The sequence below is a fragment of the Brachybacterium sp. GCM10030267 genome, assembly GCF_042666875.1.
Classification (GTDB): domain Bacteria; phylum Actinomycetota; class Actinomycetes; order Actinomycetales; family Dermabacteraceae; genus Brachybacterium.
In genome coordinates this window covers 346,996-369,333 of sequence record NZ_JBHTCX010000011.1, presented here as the reverse complement: position 1 = coordinate 369,333, position 22,338 = coordinate 346,996, and the positions used below count along the sequence as shown (strand labels likewise).

The 22,338-nt window shown below is 71.7% G+C and carries 15 protein-coding genes and 1 other RNA gene; 9 read left to right on the top strand and 7 right to left on the bottom strand.

Annotated features, from left to right (window positions below; translation table 11 throughout):
• Nucleotides 1-6: 6 nt before the first annotated feature.
• On the bottom strand, nt 7-2,244 hold the full coding sequence (locus tag ACFQS2_RS10785) for an NAD(+) synthase (RefSeq protein WP_377018569.1): 2,238 nt from the start codon (nt 2,242-2,244) through the stop codon (nt 7-9).
• Nucleotides 2,245-2,576: 332 nt separating this feature from the next.
• Here ACFQS2_RS10785 and ACFQS2_RS10780 point away from each other — a divergent pair, with 332 nt between their 5' ends.
• The 5 genes from ACFQS2_RS10780 (at nt 2,577) to ACFQS2_RS10760 (ending at nt 8,197) form a co-directional block, all read left to right on the top strand.
• Entirely contained in the window at nt 2,577-3,440 is an 864-nt protein-coding gene (locus tag ACFQS2_RS10780; RefSeq protein ID WP_377018568.1) for a carbohydrate ABC transporter permease, read from the top strand.
• A 12-nt stretch (nt 3,441-3,452) separates the two neighbouring features.
• Nucleotides 3,453-4,283 (top strand): carbohydrate ABC transporter permease, encoded by an 831-nt coding sequence (locus tag ACFQS2_RS10775; RefSeq protein WP_377018567.1) that lies wholly within the window; start codon nt 3,453-3,455, stop codon nt 4,281-4,283.
• A gap of 284 nt (nt 4,284-4,567) precedes the next feature.
• Complete coding sequence (locus tag ACFQS2_RS10770) at nt 4,568-5,899, top strand: extracellular solute-binding protein (protein ID WP_377018566.1); 1,332 nt, start codon at nt 4,568-4,570, stop codon at nt 5,897-5,899.
• Nucleotides 5,900-6,083: 184 nt separating this feature from the next.
• Nucleotides 6,084-7,103, top strand: coding sequence for an ABC transporter ATP-binding protein (locus ACFQS2_RS10765; protein WP_377018565.1), 1,020 nt, complete (start codon nt 6,084-6,086; stop codon nt 7,101-7,103).
• Nucleotides 7,103-8,197, top strand: coding sequence for an ABC transporter permease (locus ACFQS2_RS10760; RefSeq protein ID WP_377018564.1), 1,095 nt, complete (start codon nt 7,103-7,105; stop codon nt 8,195-8,197). The genes ACFQS2_RS10765 and ACFQS2_RS10760 overlap by 1 nt, the downstream gene beginning before the upstream one ends.
• A gap of 127 nt (nt 8,198-8,324) precedes the next feature.
• Here ACFQS2_RS10760 and ACFQS2_RS10755 read toward each other — a convergent pair whose 3' ends face one another.
• Entirely contained in the window at nt 8,325-10,079 is a 1,755-nt protein-coding gene (locus ACFQS2_RS10755; protein WP_377018563.1) for a hypothetical protein, read from the bottom strand.
• A gap of 19 nt (nt 10,080-10,098) precedes the next feature.
• Complete coding sequence (recR, locus tag ACFQS2_RS10750) at nt 10,099-10,692, bottom strand: recombination mediator RecR (RefSeq protein ID WP_377018562.1); 594 nt, start codon at nt 10,690-10,692, stop codon at nt 10,099-10,101.
• A gap of 167 nt (nt 10,693-10,859) precedes the next feature.
• Between recR and ACFQS2_RS10745 the strand changes: the two genes are divergently transcribed.
• Complete coding sequence (locus ACFQS2_RS10745) at nt 10,860-12,182, top strand: glycoside hydrolase family 125 protein (protein ID WP_377018561.1); 1,323 nt, start codon at nt 10,860-10,862, stop codon at nt 12,180-12,182.
• A gap of 114 nt (nt 12,183-12,296) precedes the next feature.
• Entirely contained in the window at nt 12,297-12,827 is a 531-nt protein-coding gene (locus ACFQS2_RS10740) for a transcriptional regulator (RefSeq protein WP_377018560.1), read from the top strand.
• 30 nt (nt 12,828-12,857) lie between these two features.
• Here ACFQS2_RS10740 and ACFQS2_RS10735 read toward each other — a convergent pair whose 3' ends face one another.
• A complete protein-coding gene (locus tag ACFQS2_RS10735) occupies nt 12,858-16,295 on the bottom strand; it encodes a DNA polymerase III subunit gamma and tau (protein WP_377018559.1) in 3,438 nt (1,145 codons plus the stop codon).
• Between the two features lie 154 nt (nt 16,296-16,449).
• Here ACFQS2_RS10735 and ACFQS2_RS10730 point away from each other — a divergent pair, with 154 nt between their 5' ends.
• Nucleotides 16,450-17,985 (top strand): hypothetical protein, encoded by a 1,536-nt coding sequence (locus ACFQS2_RS10730; RefSeq protein ID WP_377793771.1) that lies wholly within the window; start codon nt 16,450-16,452, stop codon nt 17,983-17,985.
• Between the two features lie 17 nt (nt 17,986-18,002).
• On the opposite strand, the gene ACFQS2_RS10725 is transcribed toward ACFQS2_RS10730, so the two are convergent.
• Nucleotides 18,003-19,187, bottom strand: coding sequence for a hypothetical protein (locus ACFQS2_RS10725; RefSeq protein WP_377793770.1), 1,185 nt, complete (start codon nt 19,185-19,187; stop codon nt 18,003-18,005).
• Between the two features lie 168 nt (nt 19,188-19,355).
• Between ACFQS2_RS10725 and ACFQS2_RS10720 the strand changes: the two genes are divergently transcribed.
• Nucleotides 19,356-20,861 carry a dicarboxylate/amino acid:cation symporter gene (locus tag ACFQS2_RS10720; protein WP_377793769.1) on the top strand — a complete coding sequence of 502 codons (1,506 nt, stop codon included), beginning with the start codon at nt 19,356-19,358 and terminating at the stop codon, nt 20,859-20,861.
• Between the two features lie 149 nt (nt 20,862-21,010).
• Here the strand turns inward: ACFQS2_RS10720 and ACFQS2_RS10715 are convergent, their stop codons facing one another.
• Together ACFQS2_RS10715 and ffs are read right to left on the bottom strand one after the other, a co-directional pair.
• Complete coding sequence (locus ACFQS2_RS10715; protein ID WP_377793768.1) at nt 21,011-21,880, bottom strand: type II CAAX prenyl endopeptidase Rce1 family protein; 870 nt, start codon at nt 21,878-21,880, stop codon at nt 21,011-21,013.
• 192 nt (nt 21,881-22,072) lie between these two features.
• Nucleotides 22,073-22,169, bottom strand: an RNA gene (gene ffs, locus ACFQS2_RS10710) — signal recognition particle sRNA small type.
• Nucleotides 22,170-22,338: the final 169 nt, after the last annotated feature.

The following is a 22,338-nucleotide window of genomic DNA, read 5'->3' as shown; positions in this document are numbered from 1 at the left end:
CGCCGCTCAGGCGTCCCCGGGCACCTCGCGCTCGATCTCGGCGAGCCAGGCCTTCGCAGTGACGTCCGAGGGCATCCGCCAGTCGCCGCGCGGGGACAGGGAGCCGCCGGCGAGGACCTTCGGCGCGTTGGGCACGGCGGAGCGCTTGAACTGGTTGGCGAAGAAGCGGCGCGTGAACACGGTCAGCCAGTGCTTGATCTCGTCGCGGGAGTAGGCGCGCTTGTCCGCCTCGGCGTATCCGGCGGGCCACTCGCCGGCCTCGGCGTCACCCCACATCTGATGGGCGAGGTAGGCGATCTTCGCCGGCCCATAGCCGCGGCGCAGCAGGTGGTAGAGCGCGAAGTCGTGCAGCGCGTAGGGCCCGATCGAGCCCTCGGTGGTCTGCGCCTCCTCCCCTTCGCGGGTGGGGATCAGCTCCGGGGTGATCTCGGTGTCCAGGACCGCCTGCAGGAGGTCCGCGGTCGACTGGTCGAACAGTCCCTCGGAGATCACCCAGCGGATCAGGTGCTGGATCAGCGTCTTGGGCACGCCGGCGTTGACGCCGTAGTGGGACATCTGGTCGCCCACACCGTAGGTCGCCCAGCCCAGCGCCAGCTCGGAGAGGTCGCCGGTGCCGACGACGATGCCGCCGTGATGGTTGGCCAGGCGGAAGAGATAGTCGTAGCGCATGCCGGCCTGGACGTTCTCGAAGGTGACGTCGTAGACCTCCTCGCCCCGGCCGAAGGGATGGCCCATGTCCTGCAGCATCTGGGTGCAGGCCGGCCGGATGTCGATGGTCTCGAAGCTCGCGCCGATCGCCTTCGAGAGCAGCTCGGCGTTGGAGCGTGTCGTCTCTCCGGTGGCGAAGCCGGGCATCGTGTACGCCAGGATCTCGGAGCGGTCGCGGCCCAGGCGGTCCATGGCCTGCGCGCACACGATCAGCGCGTGCGTGGAATCCAGGCCACCGGAGACCCCGATGACAGGACGCGTGCCGCCGGGCTTGTCCCCGCCGATCGCGCTGAGCCGACGCACCAGCCCCGCGACCTGGATGTTGTAGGCCTCGTAGCAGTCCTGGGCCAGGCGGGCCGGGTCGTCGGGCACGAAGGGGAAACGCCGGTGCGGCCGACGCAGAGGGCCGGTCGCGGGGGACGCAGCGGGCGATGGCGAGCCCGCCCCGTCGGCCGGAGCGCCCCCGAAGAGGTACGTCTCCGGCCCGTAGGTGTAGTGGTCGATGGGCTCGGCGAGGTTGCGGCGGTTGTCGTCGAAGGTGTTCTGGCGCCGGCGCTCGGCGACGATGTGCTCGAGGTCGACGTCGACGACGGTGGCGCGCGGGCCCTGCGGGAACCGCTGGGACTCCCCCAGCAGGTCACCGCACTCGTACACGAACGTCTGCCCGTCCCAGGCCAGATCCGTGGTCGACTCGCCCTCGCCGGCGGCGGCGTAGATGTACGCGGCCTGGCAGCGGTCGGAGGCGGAGCGGGCCAGGAGCTTGCGCTCGTCGGCCCGTCCGATGGTGATGGGGGAGCTGGAGAGGTTCACCAGCACCGTGGCGCCGGCGAGCGCAGCCTCGGCCGACGGCGGGATCGGCACCCACATGTCCTCGCAGATCTCCACGAACAGGTTCAGCCCCGGCACGTCGGGCACCGGGATGATCTGGCCCTGCAAGATCACCGCGTCGTGACCCCCGATCCGCAGCATCCCGCCGGGCACGTCATCGCCCGCCGCGTACCAGCGGCGCTCGTAGAACTCGCGGTAGGTGGGCAGGTACTGCTTGGCGGTGACGCCGAGGATCTCCCCCCGGTGGATGGTGATCGCGGCGTTGAAGACCCGACTGCGGTGGGGCAGCCGCAGCGGGGCGCCGACGACGATGATCGGCAGCAGCTCACGGCTGGCCTCGACCAGGGTGGCGACCGCGGCCTCGACGGCATCGAGCAGCGGCTCCTGCATCACCAGGTCGTCGAGGGAGTAGCCGCTCAGAGAGAGCTCGGGGAACACGGCCAGACCGACCTGCTGGTCGTGCAGATCGCGGAGCACCTCGAGGTGCCGCTCGGCGTTGGTCGCGGGATCGGCGAGCGCGACGGGCAGGGTCACGGCGGCCACACGCACGAAGCCGTGGTCGTAGATCGAGGCGTGCGGGTCGCGACCCTGGTCAGTGATGCCGTGTTCGGTGCTGCCCTGTTCAACGCTGCCCGGAACGCCGTGCCGCTGGTCAATCCCGCCCTGGTCGGCGCCGCTGGAGGCCTCGGTGTCCGTCGCTGAGCTCATGGGGGAAGCCTAATCGAGGGCCGCGCCGGGGAGGCCGCGGACCTCGGTGTCAGAGGCGCATCATGGCGAGCGCGCCGACACGGCGGGGCGTGCCAGCACGGCGGGCGCGTGCCAGCACGGCGGGCGCGTGCCAGCACCAGGACGAGCGTGCCGACACGGCTCCCATTCCCCCGGAACGTGTCAGCGCTGCAACGTTCCGGGGGAACGGGCGCGGCGACACCGCGCGTCGAACCGTCGGGGGCGCTCGAGACTGCCCCTCCCCACCGCCGAGGCCAGCTGTAATAAGTTGTCCCGGTGATCGTGGACAACACAGCTTCTCGCGAGGGGGCTCGGTGAACGCTCGTCGGCCCCTGCTGGGGTGGCTGCTGATCGCGCCGAGCCTGATCGGCGTGACCGCCTTCCTGATCCTGCCCGTCGTCCTGGCCTTCGTGGTCTCCCTGTTCCGCTGGGATCTGCTGGGCACCCGGGACTTCGTCGGCCTTCAGAACTACTCGACGCTGCTCAGCAGCGGCGCCCTGGCCAACTCCCTCATCGTCACGGCACTGTTCACGCTGATCTCCGTGCCGGTCTCGATGGCGCTGGGCTTGGCGCTGGCCTCGCAGCTGGTCAGAGCCGTGCCGGGGTCGGCGGTGGTGCGGGTGATCGTGGTGATCCCCTGGGTGTGCGCGCCGCTGGCCCTGGGCGTGGTGTGGAAATGGATCTTCCAGCCCTCCGTCGGTGCCGCGAACCAGATCCTGGGCATGCGCATCGAGTGGCTGACGGACCCGAGCCTGGCCCTGCCCGCGGTGGCGTTCGTGGCGATCTGGCAGAACGTCGGCTACATCTCGCTGTTCTTCCAGGCCGGGCTCTCGCGCATCCCCACCTCGATCTACGAGGCCGCCCGGCTCGACGGCGCCGGTCCTTGGGCCTCGATGTGGCACATGACGATCCCGCTGCTGCGGCCGACGACGTTCTTCCTGGCCGTGACCCAGGTCGTCGCCAGCTTCCAGGTGTTCGACATGGTCTTCGCCCTCACCGGCGGCGGGCCCCAGCACCGCACCGAGGTGATCGCCTCGCTGGTGTACAACGAGGGCTTCGGCGCCTCCCGGCTGGGCCGGGCCAGTGCGGTCGCCGTGATCCTGTTCGTGCTGCTGGTGATCATCACCCTCATCCAGCAGCGCTACTTCGCCCGCCGCATCACCTACGACATGAGCTGAGGGGAGGAGACCATGCACGCACGACGCGCCCTGAGCTACGCGGGCACCTACCTGGTGCTCGCCCTCGCGGCCGCCGTCACCCTCGGCCCGTTCCTGGTCTCGGTGATGACGGCCTTCACCTCCTCCCAGCAGTTCGCCCAGCAGGGGCCGCTGAGCATCCCGGCCCCGCCGACGCTGGAGAACTTCGTGGGCCTGTTCACCTCCTCCGACGGGTTCGTGACCCCCGTGGTGGTCACGGTGCAGATGGTCGCGGTGATCCTGGCCGGGCAGATGGTGTTCTCGGTGCTGGCCGCCTACGCCTTCGCGCTGCTGCGCTTTCCCGGCCGTGACCTGCTGTTCTGGGTGTACGTGGCCACGCTGATGGTGCCGCAGGTGGTCGTGGTGGTGCCGCTGTACCTGATGATGAGCGAGGCCGGGCTGCGCAACACGTTCTGGGCGCTGGTGCTGCCGTTCGTGCTCGGCTCCCCGTACGCGATCTTCCTGCTGCGGGAGAACTTCCGCGGCGTCCCGACCGAGCTGATGGACGCCATGCGCATCGACGGCGCCGGCACCCTGCGCCTGCTGTGGCACCTGGTGGTCCCGCTGAATCGGCCGATCATCGTGACCCTGATCCTCATCACCGTGGTCACCCACTGGAACAACTTCATGTGGCCGATGGTGATCACCTCCGGCCCCGAGTGGCGCACCATCACCGTGGCGACCTCCGCGCTGCAGTCGCAGTACAACAACAACTGGACCCTGGTGATGGCCGGGACGACCCTGGCGATGCTCCCGCTGGTGATCCTCATGGTCGTGTTCCAGAAGCAGATCACCCGCTCGGTCGGCGAGACCACCCTGCGCTGAGGGCCGGCTGGGGTGGCCGGAGTGGTCCGCGGGCGGCGGGCGGGCTGGGGTAGCCGGGTGGCGTTGGCACGAACCTGTAGTAGAGGAGCATCTGCCCTCCGTATACGGGGGTCGCGTGCCGCTGAGCTACATGTTCGTGCCACCCCTCCCCGGACCCGGCATCCTCGCGTCAACCCTCCCCAGACCCCGCGACATACACCGCCACAGATCCGACCGCCCCGCTGTCCCCGCGCGATAATGGGGACTGCTCCGCGCTGTTCCCAGGCCCCGGAAGGACCTTCCCCATGCTGACCCGCCGCACCCTGCTCTCGACCTTCACCGCCGCCGGCCTGCTCGGGACCGCGGCCGCCTGCTCCCCCTCGAGTGACGACGGGGGCAGCGGCGATGGCGGCGGCAATGGCACGCTGACCTTCCGGTTGTGGGACGAGAACGCCGCCGCGGCCTACGAGGAGTCGTTCCAGGCCTTCACCGAGCAGGAGGGCTGGAACGTCGAGATCGACATCGTCCCCTGGGACGACTACTGGACCCGCCTGCCCCTCGACGTGGCCAGCGGCGATGCGGCCGACGTGTACTGGATGAACTCCGCGAACTACATCCAGTACAAGGACTCCGAGGACCTGCTGGATATCAACGAGGTCGTGCCCGACGGGGCCGAGCAGTGGGAGCCGAGCGTCGTGGACCTCTACAGCCGCGACGGCGGGCTCTGGGGCGTCCCGCAGATCTGGGACTCGATCGCGCTGTTCTACAACAAGGGTCTGGTCGAGGCCGCGGGCGTGGACCCCGCGAATCTGAGCTTCGACCCGTCGGCCGAGAGCGATCCCCTGCGCGATGCCGGCAAGGCCCTCACCGTCGACGGCGAGGGGCGCCATCCCGGGGACGAGGGTTTCGACGTCGACTCCCGCGCGCAGTTCGGTTTCAACTCCCAGGCCGACCGGCAGGCGATCATCGGCCCGATGCTGGCCTCCAACGGCGCGCAGTGGCAGAAGGACGACAAGTACACCTTCGCCTCCCCCGAGGGCATCGAGGCCTTCCAGTACATGGCCGACCTCATCAACGTCGACCAGATCGCCCCGAGCGCCGCCGACACCAACGAGAACGGCGACTTCACCCGCGATCTGTTCACTCAGGGCAAGCTCGGCCTGTTCCAGTCCGGCCCCTACAACCTCACCAACATCGCCGACGGGGTCGGTGACTCCTTCGAGTGGGCCCTGGCCGCACCGGTCGCCGGCCCCGCCGGCGCGAAGTCCCTGGTCCACGGCGTGGTCGCGGTGGGCAACGCCAAGGCCGACGACGACCAGCAGGAGGGCATCGCGAAGCTCCTGACCTGGCTGGGAAGCGTCGACGGGCAGATGCCGCTGGCCGAGAAGGGCGTCTCCTTCCCCGGCCACGTCGACGCGCAGGACGCCTTCATCTCGTTCTGGAAGGACAAGGGCGTGGACGTCAGCGTCTTCGTCGAGGCCGCCAAGAACCCGGCCGAGGCCGATACCGGCACCCGTGCCAACGCCGGCCTCGAGGCCGCGATGCCGACGTTCCAGGAGGTCTTCATCGGCCGCCTGACCGCCGAGGAGGGCATCCCCCAGGCCCAGGAGGAGGGCAACGCCGCGATGGCGGAGTAGGGCAACGCCGCGATGGCGGAATGAGGCCCCGATCCGCGATCGTGGCCGGCGGCCCGCCCCCGACTGAGCCGCTCGTCGGCTCACGTCCCTGTTCATAGGCTCTTCACGATCCTTCTACGGGTTGTGTCCACAACGTGCTCTCCACGGAGCTGGTCGGCGCGCCGCTGCATGCGACGCTGTGCTCATGACGGAGAACACGTCCCCGCTGACCGGGGGAACCGCGCCCGGCCCATCCGGCGTTCCGGAGGTGCCCAGCGGCCCGGGCATCGTCGCCGAGCACGTCAGCCGGGCCTTCGGCAGCGTGCAGGCCGTGCACGACCTGTCCTTCACGGCGCCGCGCGGGGCGGTGACGGCGCTCGTCGGCCCCAACGGCTGCGGCAAGTCGACGCTGATGTTGATGCTCGCCTCGCTGCTGTCCCCGGATGCCGGGCGCGTGCTGGTCGACGGCGTCGACCCGTCGGCCGACTCCCCCGCCGTGCGTGAGCGCGTGGGCTGGATGCCCGATCAGTTCGGCGCCTGGGATTCGCTGCGCGTGGGCGAGGTGCTCGAGGTGATGGGGCGGGCGTACTTCCTGCCCACCGAGCGGCTGCGCCGGCGGGTCGACGAGCTGCTGCGGCTGCTGGATCTCGCGTCCCTGGCCAGCCAGCCCGCGCACGTCCTCTCCCGCGGGCAGAAGCAGCGCCTGGGCCTGGCCCGGGCCCTGGTCCACGAACCGAGCGTCCTGATCCTCGACGAACCGGCCTCCGGCCTGGATCCCGCCTCCCGGCGCCGGCTGCTGCGCGTGGTGCGGTCCCTCGCGGCCGACGGTGCGACGGTGCTCGTCTCCAGTCACATCCTCACCGAGCTCGAGGAGATGGCCGACCACGTCGTCTTCATGGACTCCGGTCGCGTGATCGACGCCAGCAGCGTGCGGGACCTGGCCGACCGGCCACGCCCGTGGCGCGTCTGTTCCCTCGACCAGCGCGCCCTGGAGCACGCACTGCGCCGGCTCGGCGTGCGCCACGGCGAGATCGTCGGCCCCGACCGCAGCTCCTCGGGGCACGCCGAGGTGATCGTCCAGCTGCCCGACGACGCGACGGCCGCGCGCCTGCTGGCCGATCTCACCGGTGCCCGTGCGCAGGTGCTGTCCTTCGGGCCGGCCACCGGGCGCCTCGAGGCCGCCTACCTCGCCTCGGACGCCGCCCAGCGCGAAGGAGCCCTGTGATGACCCGACCGCTCAACGGCACGCTGTCGCTGCGCCCGCGCGGCCTGTGGCTGGTGACCTCGCTCGAGCTGCGTCAGCGGATCCGCTCCGTGCGCTGGTACGTCGCGCTCGGCGTGTGGACTCTGGCGCTCATCGGCATCGGCGTGCTCGCCCTGGCGCCGACGATGTACTCCTCGCAGTGGAGTTCCATCGAACCGATCGCCGCGGTCGTCTTCAGCCTGCAGATCATGCTGGTGATGTTCGCGATGCTGCTGGTGGTCCCCGCACTGTCAGCCGGTTCCATCAACGGCGACCGCACCGCCGGGACCCTTGCGACGCTGCAGGCCAGCCTGCTGAGCCCGCTGGAGATCGTCCTGGGCAAGCTGCTGGCGGGCTGGCTGACGGGCCTGGCGTTCCTGGTCCTGGCGCTGCCGTCGGTGGTGCCGATGGCGCTGCTGGGCGGGGTGGGCCCGCTGTACATGCTGCGCCTCGTGATCGTGATCGCGGGGCTGACGCTGTGCGTGACCGCGCTGGGGCTGGGACTCTCGGCGCTGACGAACCGGCAGCTGGGCTCGGTCGTGCTCGCCTACGTGATCGTGTTCGGCGTGACCGCCGTGCTGCCGATCGCGTGGGGCGTCTCCGCCATCTTCCTGGTCCAGGAGCGGGAGGTCACGACGTACCACATGGACTACCAGTACAGCGCCGGCGAGAGCACCGGCGAACCGGTCTGCGTCCGCGAGCAGGACACCCAGGACATCGTCCGACTCGACCTCACCCAGCCGCTGATGTGGGGCAACCCGGTGGTGCTGCTGGCGGAGGCATCGCCCAGGGTGAATCCGGACGAGGCCTGGAGATCCGATGAGGACGTCGACGCCCTGCAGCTGATCAAGACAGGGATGCGGACCTCGGCGACCCCGACCCACCCGGCGAACCACAATCACTGTGACCCCTCCGCCGAGGGCTACCCCACCGATCTGGGCGAGCCGCCGAACCGTCCGCTGTGGCCCATGGGCGCGGCCCTGTGGCTGCTCGTCGCGGCCGCGGCACTGGCGGTGTCCACCTGGCGTCTGGCGATACCGATCACGCGCCTCGGCATGGGCACCCGCATCGCCTGAGCCCGGCCCGCGCGGCTGCCCGCGGGGCCCGCGGTCCTCCCGCCGGCTCCGGCCTCGCTCCTCAGCCCTCGCGCAGGCTCAGCCCTCGCGCACCTCAGTCCGCGCGCACCTCAGCCCTCGCGCAGGCTCAGTCCTCGCGCAGGCCGGGGACCGAATCGGGGATCCGGTGCGCTCCCGGTCCGTGGGCCGGCCGGTTGCCGCGGCCGGAGCCGTCGGCCCCCGGGCCGCTCCCGTCGACGCCGGAGCCGGCCCCACCGCTGGTCAGCGGGGAGCCCTCCGCGCCGAAGTCGGGCAGCAAGCCACGGGCGAGATCGGCCTCGCGCACGGCAGTGTCCTTCGCGCCGGGCTGGCTGTCGTCGACCCACAGTCGTTCCCCGGCCGCGTCCAGGTCGAAGATGGCCAGGCTGTTCTGGCCGCCCTGCTCCTGCAGGCGCTTGCGCATCGCGGCCCGCACGGCCGGATCCTGGGCGTGCTGGGTGCGCGTGCCGATCTCGGGCGCGACCAGGGCGTAGGGGGTCTCGCGCCGGGTGTAGTTCCCGGCAGGGCCGTACAGCACATCGCGCAGCCCGCCTCGCATCGCGGCGGCCGCACCGAGACCCAGCAGCGGCACCAGGATCAGGGCGTCGCACACGATCCACACCCAGGCGGTGGGGGTGGCCGCACCGGGCAGCAGCATCAGCCCGGCCGCGAACAGCGCCACTCCGGCCAGCCCCGCGGCAGCGCTGATGCAGCCGGTCAGGGACACCGCCCGCGCCTCCCACGGGTTCACGCGGGCCCGATGAGCCCAGGAGGCGTAGGTGCGCTGGTCGATGACCAGGCCGCGCTGGTTCTCGCTGAGCCGGGCGGCGAGGCCGGGGGCGAGAGCGACGCCGAGGAGGACCAGCCCGAGCGCAGGGACGGCGGCGGCGAGCATCTGCCAGCCCAGCGGCGAGGACACCTGGGACAGATCCGACTGCGTCATCCCGCTGATCGTGCTCACCAGGTCGGTGATCCCGAAGATCACCCAGCTCAGCGCGACCACTGCGGGGCCCAACCAGGTCACGCATGCCCGGGCGATCAGAGCCAGAGCTGTCAGCGCGCCGCGCGGTCGCAGCCCGGCGGAGGCGGCGCGGGTGCCGGGGTTCGGCGGGAGGTGGCGGCGGTCCTGGGCCAGCACCCGCTTCGCCGCGGCCCGGCGGCGCTCGAGGTCCCGCTCGAGGCGGGCGGTGGTCTCCACCGAGGAGGCCGGGTCGATGTCCAGTACTTTCGGGGCGCTGACCAGCGGACGCACGCAGATCCAGGCCAGCATGATCGCTCCGGCGGCGAGCGCGAGCGACATCAGCTGGCCGGGTCCGAGGCCCGACCACGGCTGCGGCAGGCCGAGGATGACCGTGAGCGGCAGCGCCGCGACCACCAGTATCGGCGGGGCCAGCAGCACCGCCGTGATCCGGGTGGCCACGTCGCGCTGGAAGCCGCTCTCGCTGAGGTGGCGCCGGGGATCCATCCCGGCGATGGCCAGCGGCGCCAGGGGCACGGTCGCCAGGCTCAGGGCGGCACCCACCAGCGGCAGCACGAGGAACGCCGTCCACAGGCCGCCCGCGGAGAAGCCGAGCTCACTCACGGTCGAGCGCAGAAGCACCGGTTCGGCGAGACCGACCAGCAGGCTGAGCAGCCAGTACGCCGGTGAGGCGCCGCCGACGTACAAGAACACCAGCACCAGCCACAGCCCCAGGACGACCAGGCCGGGAGCCCAGAAGATCCGCAGCAGACGGCGGGCCAGGGCACCCTTGGACTCGGCGATGATCTCCCCGGGCGCGACCAGGTCCGTGCTCTCATCCGGAAGCTCGCGCGGAGGCGGCAGGTCCACCAGGGGCGGCAGAGGGCGGTCGTGCGGGGACGTCATCGGCGCTCCTGGTGGGCTCTCACACGGCTCGTCGGCCCAGGAAGGCGCGCCCGAGGGTCATCTCGTCGGCGTAGTCGAGGTCCCCGCCGACGGGGAGGCCGGAGGCCAGGCGCGAGACGGAGAGCTCCAGGGGCGAGAGCAGACGCGAGAGGTATGTGGCGGTGGCCTCGCCCTCGATGTTCGGATCCAGCGCGAGGATGACCTCCTTCGTCTCCCCCGAGCCCAGCCGGCTCATCAGCTGGGTGATGCGCAGGTCGTCGGGGCCGACGCCGCCGATGGGGTCGATGGCGCCGCCGAGGACGTGATAGCGGCCCTTGAACTCGCGGATGCGTTCGATGGCGACGATGTCCTTGGACTCCTCGACCACGCAGATCACCTCGTCGGTGCGGCGCGGGTCGGCGCAGACGCGGCACTTCTCCTCGGCCGAGACGTTCCCGCAGATCTCGCAGAAGCGGACGGTGTCCTTGACCGTCACCAGCACGTCGGCGAGGCGGCGCACGGAGGCGTCGTCGGCGTCCAGCAGATGGAACGCGATCCGCTGCGCCGACTTGGGGCCGATGCCCGGCAGCTTGCCGAGCTCGTCGATGAGGTCCTGAACGATGCCTTCGTACACGCCCTCAACTCTAGTTCGTGCGGCTGACGGGCCGGCCCACGACGGTCGCCGCCCGCCTCCGGCCGTGCCTCTCCTCACGCGAGCCGTCCTCACCGCGAGATGTTTGTCCATCGCTGGGACATACATCGGTAGCCTGGCGACCGGACCGACCCCCGACGAGGAGAACCATGGCCCAGCTGCCCGACGCCCTGCTCGACGCCGTCCACGCACGAGTCCTGGACGGTCTCGGCGACGTCGCCCCGGCCACGGAGATCGCCCGCCGGGTGGTCACCTATCTGCGCAACACCGCCGAGACCACCGTGCACCGCGAGGACGACGGGACCACCTTCGTCATCACCGGTGACATCCCCGCGATGTGGCTGCGGGATTCCGCCGCTCAGCTCACCCCCCTGCTGCGCCTGGTCGTGGCCGGGGTCGGCTCCGCGCAGGACCGTGCCGTGCTGGTGGAGCTGCTGAACGGGCTGCTGCGCCGGCACTGGCAGTACCTCGTCATCGATCCCTACGCCAACGCCTTCAACCGCACCCCGTCTGCCTCGCACTGGGACGAGGACGAGACGGACCGCGACAACCCCTGGGCGTGGGAGCGCAAGTTCGAGCTGGATTCTCTTTCGTACGGGCCGGACCTGGCCTGGCGGGTCTGGAAGGCCACCGGGGACACCTCCTGGGCCGACGGGAACTTCGTGCCCGCCGCCCGCGCGATCCTGACGACGGTGCGCACCGAGCAGAACCATGAGGAGCGCTCCGAGTACTTCTTCCGCCGGCCCGGCGCTCCGGCCCAGGACACCCTCGCCCGCGAGGGGCGCGGCTCCCTCACCGAGCCCAACGGCCTGGTGTGGGCAGGGTTCCGTCCCAGCGATGACGCCTGCGAGCTGGGCTACAACATCCCCGGCAACCATTTCCTCGCGCTCGCTCTGGAGAGGCTCGCCGAGCTGCTCGAGCATGTCGCCGGCGAGGCCGAGGATGCCGCGGAGGCACGCCGGCTCGCCGCCGAGATCCGGGAGGCGCTGGCGGCGCACGGCCTGGTCGAGGGGCCGGACGGCGAGAAGATCTGGGCGCACGAGATCGACGGCCGCGGCAACCACGTGTTCCTCGATGATGCGAACGTGCCCAGCCTGCTGGCCCTGCCGTACCTCGACTGCGTGGCGATGGACGACCCCACCTACCTCGCCACCCGCGCCGCGGTGCTCTCACGGACGAACCCGTACTACTTCGCGGGCCTGTTCCTGGAGGGCGTCGGGTCGCCGCACACCCCCAAGGACCACGTGTGGCCGATCGGCAAGGCCGTCGAAGGCCTCACCTGCGGTGATGACGGCGAGCGCCTGCGGATCCTCGAGCAGCTGATCCGCACCGACGGGGGCACGGGGATGATGCACGAGGGTGTTCACGTCGATGATCCGACGGTCTTCACTCGCGAGTGGTTCTCGTGGTCGAACTCGATGTTCTGCGAGCTGGCGCTGGATCTGGCGGGGGTTCGCCGCACGGCGGAGTGACCCGGGGCGACCGGGCGGAGTCGCGGCGCTGGGCATCGTGACGGGCGCGTTGTACCGTCGTGGCCACCCGCCGCAGATCCAGCGGGCGTCGCCAGCGAGAACAGGACATGCACGATGCCGTCGTTGCCGCATCCCTACGACTCCAGCGAGCCGGTCTCCGAGTGCAAGGTGACCCAGGCACCGGAGGTCCCCACCGCGGTCGTCTCTCAGCGTGATTTCCCGATGTACGAGATGTCGACCCTCATGGACGGCACGTTCTCGCACCTGGTCCCGGCGCTGGAGGAGGCAGGAGTGCACCCGATCGGGCCGGCCTTCGCGCTGCACCACCGGGCGCCGGTCTCCACGGCGGACGTCGAGGTCGGTTTCCCGGTGGACAAGCCGCTGCCGGCACCCATCACGCTGCCCAGCGGGTACGAGGTCATTGCCTCGGTGCTGCCGGCCGGTCGCGTGGCCTGGGTCAGTCACGTCGGTGGATACGGCGGCCTGGCGGAGAGCTGGGGCGCGTTCACCGAGGAGGTCGGCGACCGCCGGGAGCAGATGACCTACCCGTTCTGGGAGTTCTACGTGAGCCCGCCCTCGCCCGGGGTGGACCCGGCGACGCTGCGCACCGATCTGTTCAGTCTGCTGGAGCCGCGCGAGGGCTGACGGGCGGCCCGGTGGCTCCCGCCGGCCGGATCAGTACCGGTCGGTCTCGTCGATGACCTCGATGATCTTGCCGCCGAGGACCGTTTCGATGACCTCACGGCCATTGCGCGTGGCCACCACGGCGTCCTCGTCGTCGCGGGACGCGCCGCCGGTGGGGTCGACGGGGGCCGAAGCGCCCTCAGCGGGCTCCGCGGTGCCGCTGCGTGTGCGCAGACCGGCCGTGCGAGAGGCCAGCGCAGCTTCGCGGGCCAGGGCGGCTCCGGTGCGGGCGGGGGCGGGAGCCTGGGCCTCCGGCGCTGCGGGCGACTCCGACGGCGCGGAACGATCCGGCGCCGAGACCGGGCTGGGCGCCGAGCTGACCGTCGCCGCGGCACCCCATGACGCGGCTGCCCGCGCAGATGCCGACTCGGCCGGCGGCTCCGAGGGCGTCACAGATGGCGCCGGCGACTGCGAGTCCGTCGCAGACGGCGCCGGCGACTCGACGGGCCCCGCAGACGGGATCGCCCTCTCGACGGGGACTGCCCCGGCCGGCTCCTCGTCACCGGGCGAGGGAACTGCCGGGTCGTCGGCGGCAGGCGCCACCGGCTCCTCGTGTGCTCCGGCGTCGGAAGGCAGTGCGTCCGACCACGGGCGCGTGTCACGGGTGGCGGGGCGGGAATGGACCACTCGGTCTTCGGCGATCGCCCGCCGCAGGGCGTTCTGTCCATAGGTGCGGGGCTGGCCCGGAGGCAGGGTGTCGCGGCCTTCGTCCTCCACGACGGGGATCTCGGTCGCCGGCTCGTCGCGGACGCCCGTCTCCGGCTCGGCACGGATGCCTGCTCCGGGCTCGGCGCGAGGGCCTGGCTCGGGCTGGGCGCTGCTGCCCGTTGCCGGCTCACCGGGAACGTCGGCTGCCGGTGCCGGTGCGAGAGCGTCGGACCAGCGGGTGGAGGGCCCCGGCGCCTCGGGAGCAGGTGCGGACGGATCCCGCTGCGGGGGCGCGCTCTGCTGCGGAGCGGCATGGGCGCGGTGCGGTGCGACGTCCTGAGGCGGAAGATCCTCGGGATCGGGCGGATACGGGTCGTCGGGCTCGGGAGGGAAGTCCTCGGGGCGCTCCGCAGTGATCGTGCCGCCCTCGCGACGGGCATGCGGGGCCGCGGGTGAGGACTGGCTGCGCGCGGGCGCCGTCCCTGCGCCGGAGCGATCAGCGGCCCGGGGTGCGGAGGAGGGCGGGCCTCCGCCCTGCGCGCTGCCCTGCGGCGCCATGGCGGGCTCGGCCTCGCCCCAGGACGGGACCGGACGTTCCTGGCCCGGTGCACCGGGAGCCGCCGACGCCTCGGGGCGGCCCCGGTCCCATCGGTTCCCGGCGGCAGCCGGGACGGACCGGGCGATGCCGGTCTCCGGGCCACCGTCGGCGTCGGGACCGGACCCGCCTCCGCCTCCGTCATCGGGACCGCCATCGTCCGGGCCGCCGTCACCGGGACCTCCGGGCCCCGGGTCCTCGGCCACGATCGCGTCGACCGTGACCTCGACGCGCATGATGCGCCTGACGGCGTCGGCGACGTTCTGCGCGACGGTCCCTCGACGGAACGCCGCGACCAGGCCCTCGGTGCGGAACCCGACCAGCAGCGTCGAGCCGTTCATCGAATTGACGTGCGCGTTCTGGGCGACCAGCACCCAGCTGGGGCGCCGGATCTGGGCGAGCTCGTCGAGGATGGCCGACCAGTGCTCGCGCACCGTGGCCGCGTCCACGATGCCCTGGGCCCGCCCGTCGACGCCGGAAGAGTTCGCCGCTGCCTCCGCCGTGGAGGCCGCGGCCGGTGGAGCGGCCTGCTGCGCGGCAGCCCGAGGTTCCACGGGCGTCTGCGACGGGCGCGAGGGCTGGGCGTCCCAGCCATCCTGTGCCGGGCGCGACGGCTGGGCGTCCCCACCGCCCTGGGCAGGGCGCGAGGGCCCGGAGTCGCGGTCACTCTGGGCCGGCCGGGAGGGCGTGCTGTCCCATCCGTCCGGCGCCGATCGGCCGTCAGGTCGTGCGGCGGCCTGGCCCTCGCGGGCTGCAGGAGCGTTCTGCCGCTCCCCGGGTCCGGGCGCCGGCTGCCGTCCGGGAACGGCGGAATCGGGCCGCTCCCCCGCCGCCTGCGAGGAGGCGGCCTGGGAGGGAGCGTTGCCGCTGCGCGCCTGCCGGGCCGCTTCGACCTTCTCCTGGGCGATCCGGCGAGCCTCTTCGCGGCCACCGGATGCCGCCGGCGCCGGCTGCGAGCCCTGAGCGGCCGACGTCGGACCGGCGGACGGGCCTGCGGCGGCCTGGCCTCCCTGCCCGGGCGGGGCCGAGGCCGGGCGGCCCTCTGCCGGTGCTTGCCCATCGGCTCGAGCGGGGGCAGCGGCCCGCTCGTCGCGCAGCACCAGCCGCGCGGCGAGCAGTTCGAGGTGCAGCCGCGGTGAGGTCGCCCCGCTCATGGTCGAGAGCGTCTCGTGGACGAGGTCACCGCAGACGGACAGGTCCGCGGGCGCGAACATCCCCGCCTGGGTGCGCATGCGCTCGAGCTCGTCCGCCGGGACCTGCGGCAGCAGATCTGCGCCGCGATCCGGCACGGCGGCCAGGACGATCAGGTCCCGCATCCGCTCGAGCACGTCCTCCACGAAACGGCGGGGCTCGTGCCCGGTGGCCAGGACATGCTCGACCGCCTCGTACAGGGAGGCGGCGTCACGCTGGGCGACCGCGGTGATGGCGGTATCCAGCAGCGCGGTGTCGGTGAAGCCCAGCAGCGCGATCGCGGTGGGGAAGTCGAGCCCGTCCTCACCGGCGCCGGCCATCAGCTGGTCCAGCACCGAGAGCGAGTCACGCGCCGAGCCTCCTCCGGCGCGCACCACCAGCGGCATCACGCCCTCGCCGACTTGCACGCCCTCGGCCGCGCAGACCTCATCGAGGTACGGAGCCAGCACCTGCGGCGGGATCAGGCGGAACGGGTAGTGGTGGGTGCGCGAGCGGATGGTGCCGATGACCTTGTCCGGCTCGGTGGTCGCGAAGACGAACTTCACGTGCTCCGGAGGCTCCTCGACGAGCTTGAGCAGCGCGTTGAAGCCCGCGGAGGTGACCATGTGCGCCTCATCGATGATGAACACCTTGTAGCGATCGCGCACCGGCGCGAAGGACGCTCGCTCGCGCAGCTCGCGGGCGTCGTCCACGCCACCGTGGCTGGCGGCGTCGATCTCGACCACGTCGAGACTGCCGGAGCCGCCGCGGGCCAGGTCACGGCAGGAATCGCACTGCCCGCACGGCGTATCCGTCGGCCCCTCGGCGCAGTTCAGGCAGCGGGCGAGGATGCGCGCCGAGGTGGTCTTGCCGCAGCCTCGCGGACCCGAGAACAGATAGGCGTGACCGATGCGGCCCGCGCGCAGCGCACGCCGCAAGGGCGTGGTGACGTGGTCCTGGCCGATCACCTCGGCGAAGGACTCCGGGCGGTAACGACGGTACAGAGCGGTGGCCACCCCCACAGGCTAATGGAGACGACCGACGACCCCGCCTGTCGTGCACATGTTGGGGACAGCACTCCCCTGGGGAGGAACCGCGGCCGTGACGGGCGTGCGACCATCCGTCCACGGCCGGGCGGGCAGAGAGCGCGGCGCACCGGTCGATGGAAAGATGTCGAGCATGTTCGCCCTCACCCCGTCCGAGGAGGACGTACGCCCCCGGCCGACCTCCGCCATGCAGATCGTGCTGGGGCTGGCGCTGGCCATTCTGTGCCCCGTCGCCACCCTGCTGGCCGCCTACTACGCCCCGTACCAGAGCCCGCTGGGCTACGTCGCGGCGGCCGTGGTCGAGCTGCCGTTGCTGATCTACGTGCTCGTCGACGGGGCAGGATGGATCCGCGCCACTCGCCGCTCGCGTCCGGTGGACGCCGTCCCCGCCGCCTGCGCCCTGGTCGCCTCGGGGATCTCCCTGTTCCTCGTGCTGACGCTCGCCGCGGCTCACGGGATCCGCGACAGTGCCCTGCCCCGCCTTCGCCTGGGCATCCCGCTGCCGCCGGACCTGCCGTACCTCATCGCCCTCGGCCTGGTCACGGTCACGGTGCTCATCGCGGTGCTCTTGCTCCTCCTGCTGGTCCTCAACGCTCGTGACCGGCGCAGCGCCGTCCAGGAGGAGCCCGACCGCTCCGCCGATGCGATGGATCGCGCAGTCGAGGACGAAGACGGCACCACTGCCGACGAGCACGCCGAGGACGAGGGCGCGTCCGCTGCCGTGCCGACAGGTCCCCGGGTGGTCACGCGCGCATCCGACGGCATGCTGCGCAGGCTGGTCTCCCCCGGGACCGGGATCCTCCTGCTCCTCGGCGCACTCGCCTCGCTGAGCGCCACAGTGCTGATCACGCTGAGCGGCATCGACGACGACCGGGCCGGCCAGGTGGCGTGGATCGTGCCGCTGTCCGCCGTGCCCGCTCCGCTGTGGGCGGTGATCGAGTCGCTGTGGCGCCGGGACGAGAAGCTCGGCATCACCCTGGCGGCTCTGTACCGTGCGCTCACGCTGCCCTTCGTGACGGTCGGCGTGGTCCTGCTTCCGAGCGTCCTGGTCGGGCTGCTGCCGCCGGTGTGGCGGGGGTTCGCCGCCCGGCCGCTGGGGGCGATCGACTGGGCCGGCTTCGTCACGCGGGACGTGCCGCTGCCGGGATGGGTCGGGATGGCGGCGCTGATGGCCCTGCTCTTCGGGATGCTGGGCGCGCTGGCGCTGACGGTGTTCGTCATCCTGCCGCTCACCGCCGCCTTCCTGCCTCACATCGCGATCGGTGACAACGCCCTGAGCACGAAGCCGGAGGATCACCGGCGCAACGTCCGAGCCATCCGCGCGCTGGCCGCTCTGATCCCACTGATCTTCGTCTTCGCGGTGCTGATGACGGACGCGGAGGCCGGAAGCGTCCGCTGGTGGGCAGCAATGGCGACCGTCGTCGTCATGGTCGCGCTGGCCGTGTACATCCGGCGCACCCAGCGCGTCGATCACGCCCGCCGGCGCAGCCCGGCGTGGGGGTCCGCCGCACCGGATCCGGACTCCGGCACCGGTTCCGGCTCCAGCTCCAGCTCCAGCTCCAGCTCCAGCTCCAGTTTCGATTCCAGCTCCGATTCCGGTTCCGGTTCCGACTCCAGCTCCAGCTCCGGTTCCGACTCCAGCTCCGGTTCCAAGAAGTAGTACGGCGGTCCAGGCGCTCAGCTCCCGCGCCCGTCGCCGTCGTCCGGATCGTCCGGCGTCGAAGCCTCGCTCGACCTGGCCGACGTGCGCGCCGCACCAGGGTCCTCGGAGGCCGGCGCCCGGCCCGAGCCTCCCGAGGTGCGCGCCTCGTGCAGCCGCTTCGCGCGCGCCCGCAGGCGCTGGCGGGTGATGACGAAGACGACGAGCACCACGATGACCGGCACGGCGATGTCGGCCACCCAGTCCGGGATGTCGACGGGCAGATCCAGGTCCGGTATCCATCCCAACAGCCGCTCGCGCAGCCAGGCCAGGCCGTCGCGGACGGGCCGGAGGAGGTTCGAGAGAAATTCCTGCACCGGGCCCAGGATCCTGTCCCGAAGCTCCACCAGAGGCCGCAGCAGATCGGCGATCCACTCCCGGATCGGCGCGATGAAGGCGGCGATCGCATCGGTCACGGGCTGGATGCGGGCAAGGATCCATTCGATCGCCGGTCGGAGAAACCCGCTGAACAGCGCCCCGATCCCGAGCAGCGGCAGCAGGAATCCGGCGGCCTTGGCCAGTGCCGCGAACAGGGCGTAGCGCGTGGGATGGGCGGTGCGCCGACGATCGCGGGCGGCCGACGGGCTGCCTTCCTCAGGCGCGAGCGGGATCCGCTGGAGACCGCTGCGGACGTCGACCTCCCCGGCGCCGCCCAGGCCGGCGGTGCGCACGGCGATCACCTCCGCGTCGGCGAGCTCACCGTCCTTGCCCGGGCGGCGCACCGTGGCGTAGGTGACGGTGAAGTTCTCCTCCAGTCGGAACGCCAGGCCGTCATCCTGCGGATTCCCTTCGGAGGCGGCCTTCTGCTCGGCCTTGGGGTCGTGCTCGACGCCGTCGATGGTGACCGTGAAGGAGGTGTCGAGGAAGCGGTGCCGCACGCGGACCAGATAGTCATGACCGTCGGCCCGGCCGCTGTAGTCGACGTCGGCCGCGAACCGCGTCGGTTCCTGCGCGGCCGGAGCCTCGACTTCCGGACGGCTCGCGGTGTCGGCGAGGCTCTCGGGCTCGGAACGGGCGGCAGGTTCGGCATGAGTCTCGTGCTCGGAACGGGCGGCAGGTTCGGCATGAGTCTCGGGCTCGGAATGGGCGGCAGGTTCGGCGAGACTCTCGGGTTCGGATCGGGCCGCGGACTCGGGGTGGCGACCGCTGCGGGGCTCGGGCATGGTTCCACGGTGCCAACCTGCCGCGGCCGGCACATCGTCCGCGCGGCGACGTTTCAGGCCGCTCCCATCAGCCGACCGGCGGAGGCCACTCAAGGCATAAGCAGTCCTTGTGTGATGCCGTAGGCAAAGTATTGATCCGAACCCCTCACGCGCGTAGCGTCTTCGGCTGTGAATACTTCAACCTCCTCCCCCGCCGGCGAGGCGCCCCCCACGCGCTCTCGCAATCCGCTGCGCGCGATCACGCGGATCCCCTTCGGCTGGCAGGTCCTCATCGGCCTCGTCCTCGGCGTGGCCCTCGGGCTGGTCGCCGCGCAGATCGGCCCCGTGCCCGGCGCGGGCGAAGACGGCGGTGACGGCCCGAACTGGCTGACCACGACCCTCGAGACCATCGGCTCGATCTTCGTGACGCTGCTGAAGGCCCTGGTCCCGCCGCTGATCTTCCTCGCGATCGTCACCTCCATCGCGAACCTGCGCAACGTCACCAACGCCGCCCGACTGGCGTGGAAGACGCTGCTGTGGTTCGCGATCACCTCCATGATCGCCGTGCTGATCGGCATCGGCCTGGGCGCCCTGACCACGCCCGGTGCGAACTCCGGCGTCTCCGCGGACGCCGCCGAGGCCTCCTCCACCCAGGGCACCTGGCTCGACTTCCTCACCGGCCTGGTCCCGGCCAACTTCCTGGGCATCGAGGGCAGCGTGGGCGACGACGGCTCGGTCTCGCTCGGCTTCAACGCCCTGCAGATCCTGGTCATCTCCATCGCCGTCGGCATCGCGGTGCTCTCCGTGGGCGAGAAGGCCGAGCCGTTCCTGCGGTTCACCGGCTCCGCACTGGAGATCGTGCAGAAGATGCTGTGGTGGGTCATCCGCCTCGCCCCGATCGGCACCGTGGGCCTGCTCGGCAACGCGGTGGCCAGCTACGGCTGGGAGGCTATCGGCCAGCTCGGCGTGTTCACGGCCGACATCTACATCGGCCTGCTGCTGGTGCTGCTGGTCGTCTACCCGGTGCTGCTGAAGGTCAACGGCCTCAGCGTCGCCTCCTTCTTCCGCGGCGTGTGGCCGGCGACCTCGCTCGGCTTCGTCTCCCGCAGCTCGCTGGGCACCATGCCGATGACCCAGACCGTCACCGAGCGCATGGGCGTCCCGCGCCACTACGCCTCCTTCGCGGTCCCGCTGGGCTCGACCACCAAGATGGACGGCTGCGCCGCGATCTACCCGGCCCTGGCCGCGATCTTCGTGGCGAACTTCTACGGCGTCTCCCTCGGCGTCACGGATTACCTGCTGATCGTGCTGGTCTCCGTGCTGGGCTCGGCGGCCACCGCCGGCATGACCGGCGCGACCGTCATGCTCACGCTGACGCTGTCCACGCTGGGCCTGCCGCTGGAGGGCGTGGGCCTGCTGCTCGCCGTCGACCCGATCCTCGACATGGGCCGCACCGCGCTGAACGTGACCGGCCAGTCGCTGGTGCCGGTGATCGTCTCCCGCCGCGAGCGGATCCTGGACCACGAGATCTACGACGCCGCGCGCCGCACCTCGTTCCAGGCCATCCAGGCTGAGCAGGCCGAGGAAGCACGAGCGGCCGCGGCCGCCCACGCCGAAGCCACCGAGCCGGGCGCCCCGGCCGATGACGCGATCATCGACCCCGACGCCCGGGAGAAGCAGGCCACCTCGGTCTGACCCCTGGCGGAGGCACCGCTGAGCGGGGCTCCGGAGTGCAGAGTGCGGCGCATGTGCGCCCCTCGGCATTCCGGGGCCCCGCTTCTGCGTCCATGGACGCCCGGTGACCATCACGTCCGACCTCTGACACCCAGGTGGCGCAGTACGGATCACCGATCCGGCTGGTCTGATCCGTCGGCACCGACCCGACGGGCCGGAGCGGCGGCGCGCAGCACCATCCAGGCCACCGCGAGCCACAGCGCCCACGAGGCCACGTCCAACAGCCAGCCGAGGCCCGGGCCGACGGGGCCCAGCACGTTCTGCTCGATCCCGACACGGAGGCTGTTGAGCAGCCCGTGGCCGATGACGGCCGCCCAGACGGTCCCGGAGATCTCTCGCAGCGCCGACAGCAGCGGCGCGACGGCGACGATCGTGCCCAGATAGGCGATCGCCTCCCGCGGAGAGAACCCGAAGGCGACCACGATCGGCAGATGCCACACGGCCCACATCACCCCGATGCTCAGCGACATCGCCCAGAAGCCGAGCGGCGCGAGCTCTCGGTGCAGCCAGCCTCGCCAGCCGGCCTCCTCGCCGATCGCGAACACGGCCTGCATGACGAAGACGGCCGGGACCGCTGCCACGAGGCCGGCCAGCGGCGGGCCGTCGGCCATCGGCGGAGCCCCCGCACCGAACCCGATCAGCACACGGGCCAGCGGTACCACGGTGAAGGCCGCGACGGCAGCGAGGGCGGCGATGCCCAGCGCCCTCCAGGAAGGCACGGCCAGCGCGAGCGAGCGCCACCACGCCTCTCCGCGCCGGCGGACCAGAAGGGCGGCGATCAGCGGGAAGAGCTGGGCCAATGGCACGACGACGCCGACGGCGGCCTCCGGCAGCACTCCGATGGCGAACGGGATCGAGAGGGCGACGGTAGCGGCAGTGGCCACGGCCATGAACAGGGCGACGCGTCCGTAGTCGGGACGAGCACCGGAGGCGGACGCGGACGCGGAGAGCGCCGGGGGCACGGCGGGATTCGAGGACATCGTGCGCTCCTGAGGGACGGTGCGCGGCGCCGGATGCGATTCCGCGTCGGGCTCCACCGTAGGAATCCGGCACCGGCGCCGGATACGGGGCTCCCCGCCGCATCGGGTGGAGGACATCCCCCACGACGAGAGCAGTGGTGCCCTGGGAACTGCCGCCGGGTCGGCCTCGCGCGCACCGGCTGGCCAGAGGACATGAAGGACCCCTCGCGCACCTGCCAGAGCCCGCCTGCCCTTGCTGCCGTCAAGCCCTGGGGGAGTTCAGCGAGGTGACACCGCACGAGGGGTCGCATACAAGTGTAACGGCTCCTCCCGGGCGACTTCGAACCGGTGTGCGCCATGCCGCTTCCCTGACAGTTTGATCACGACCCGGCAACGCGGAGCTGAATACGGGCTCGACGCCGAGACGGTCAGGTAGGTTTCCTCCAGCGCGCGGCCGTGTCCCCGGTCACGCACCTCCG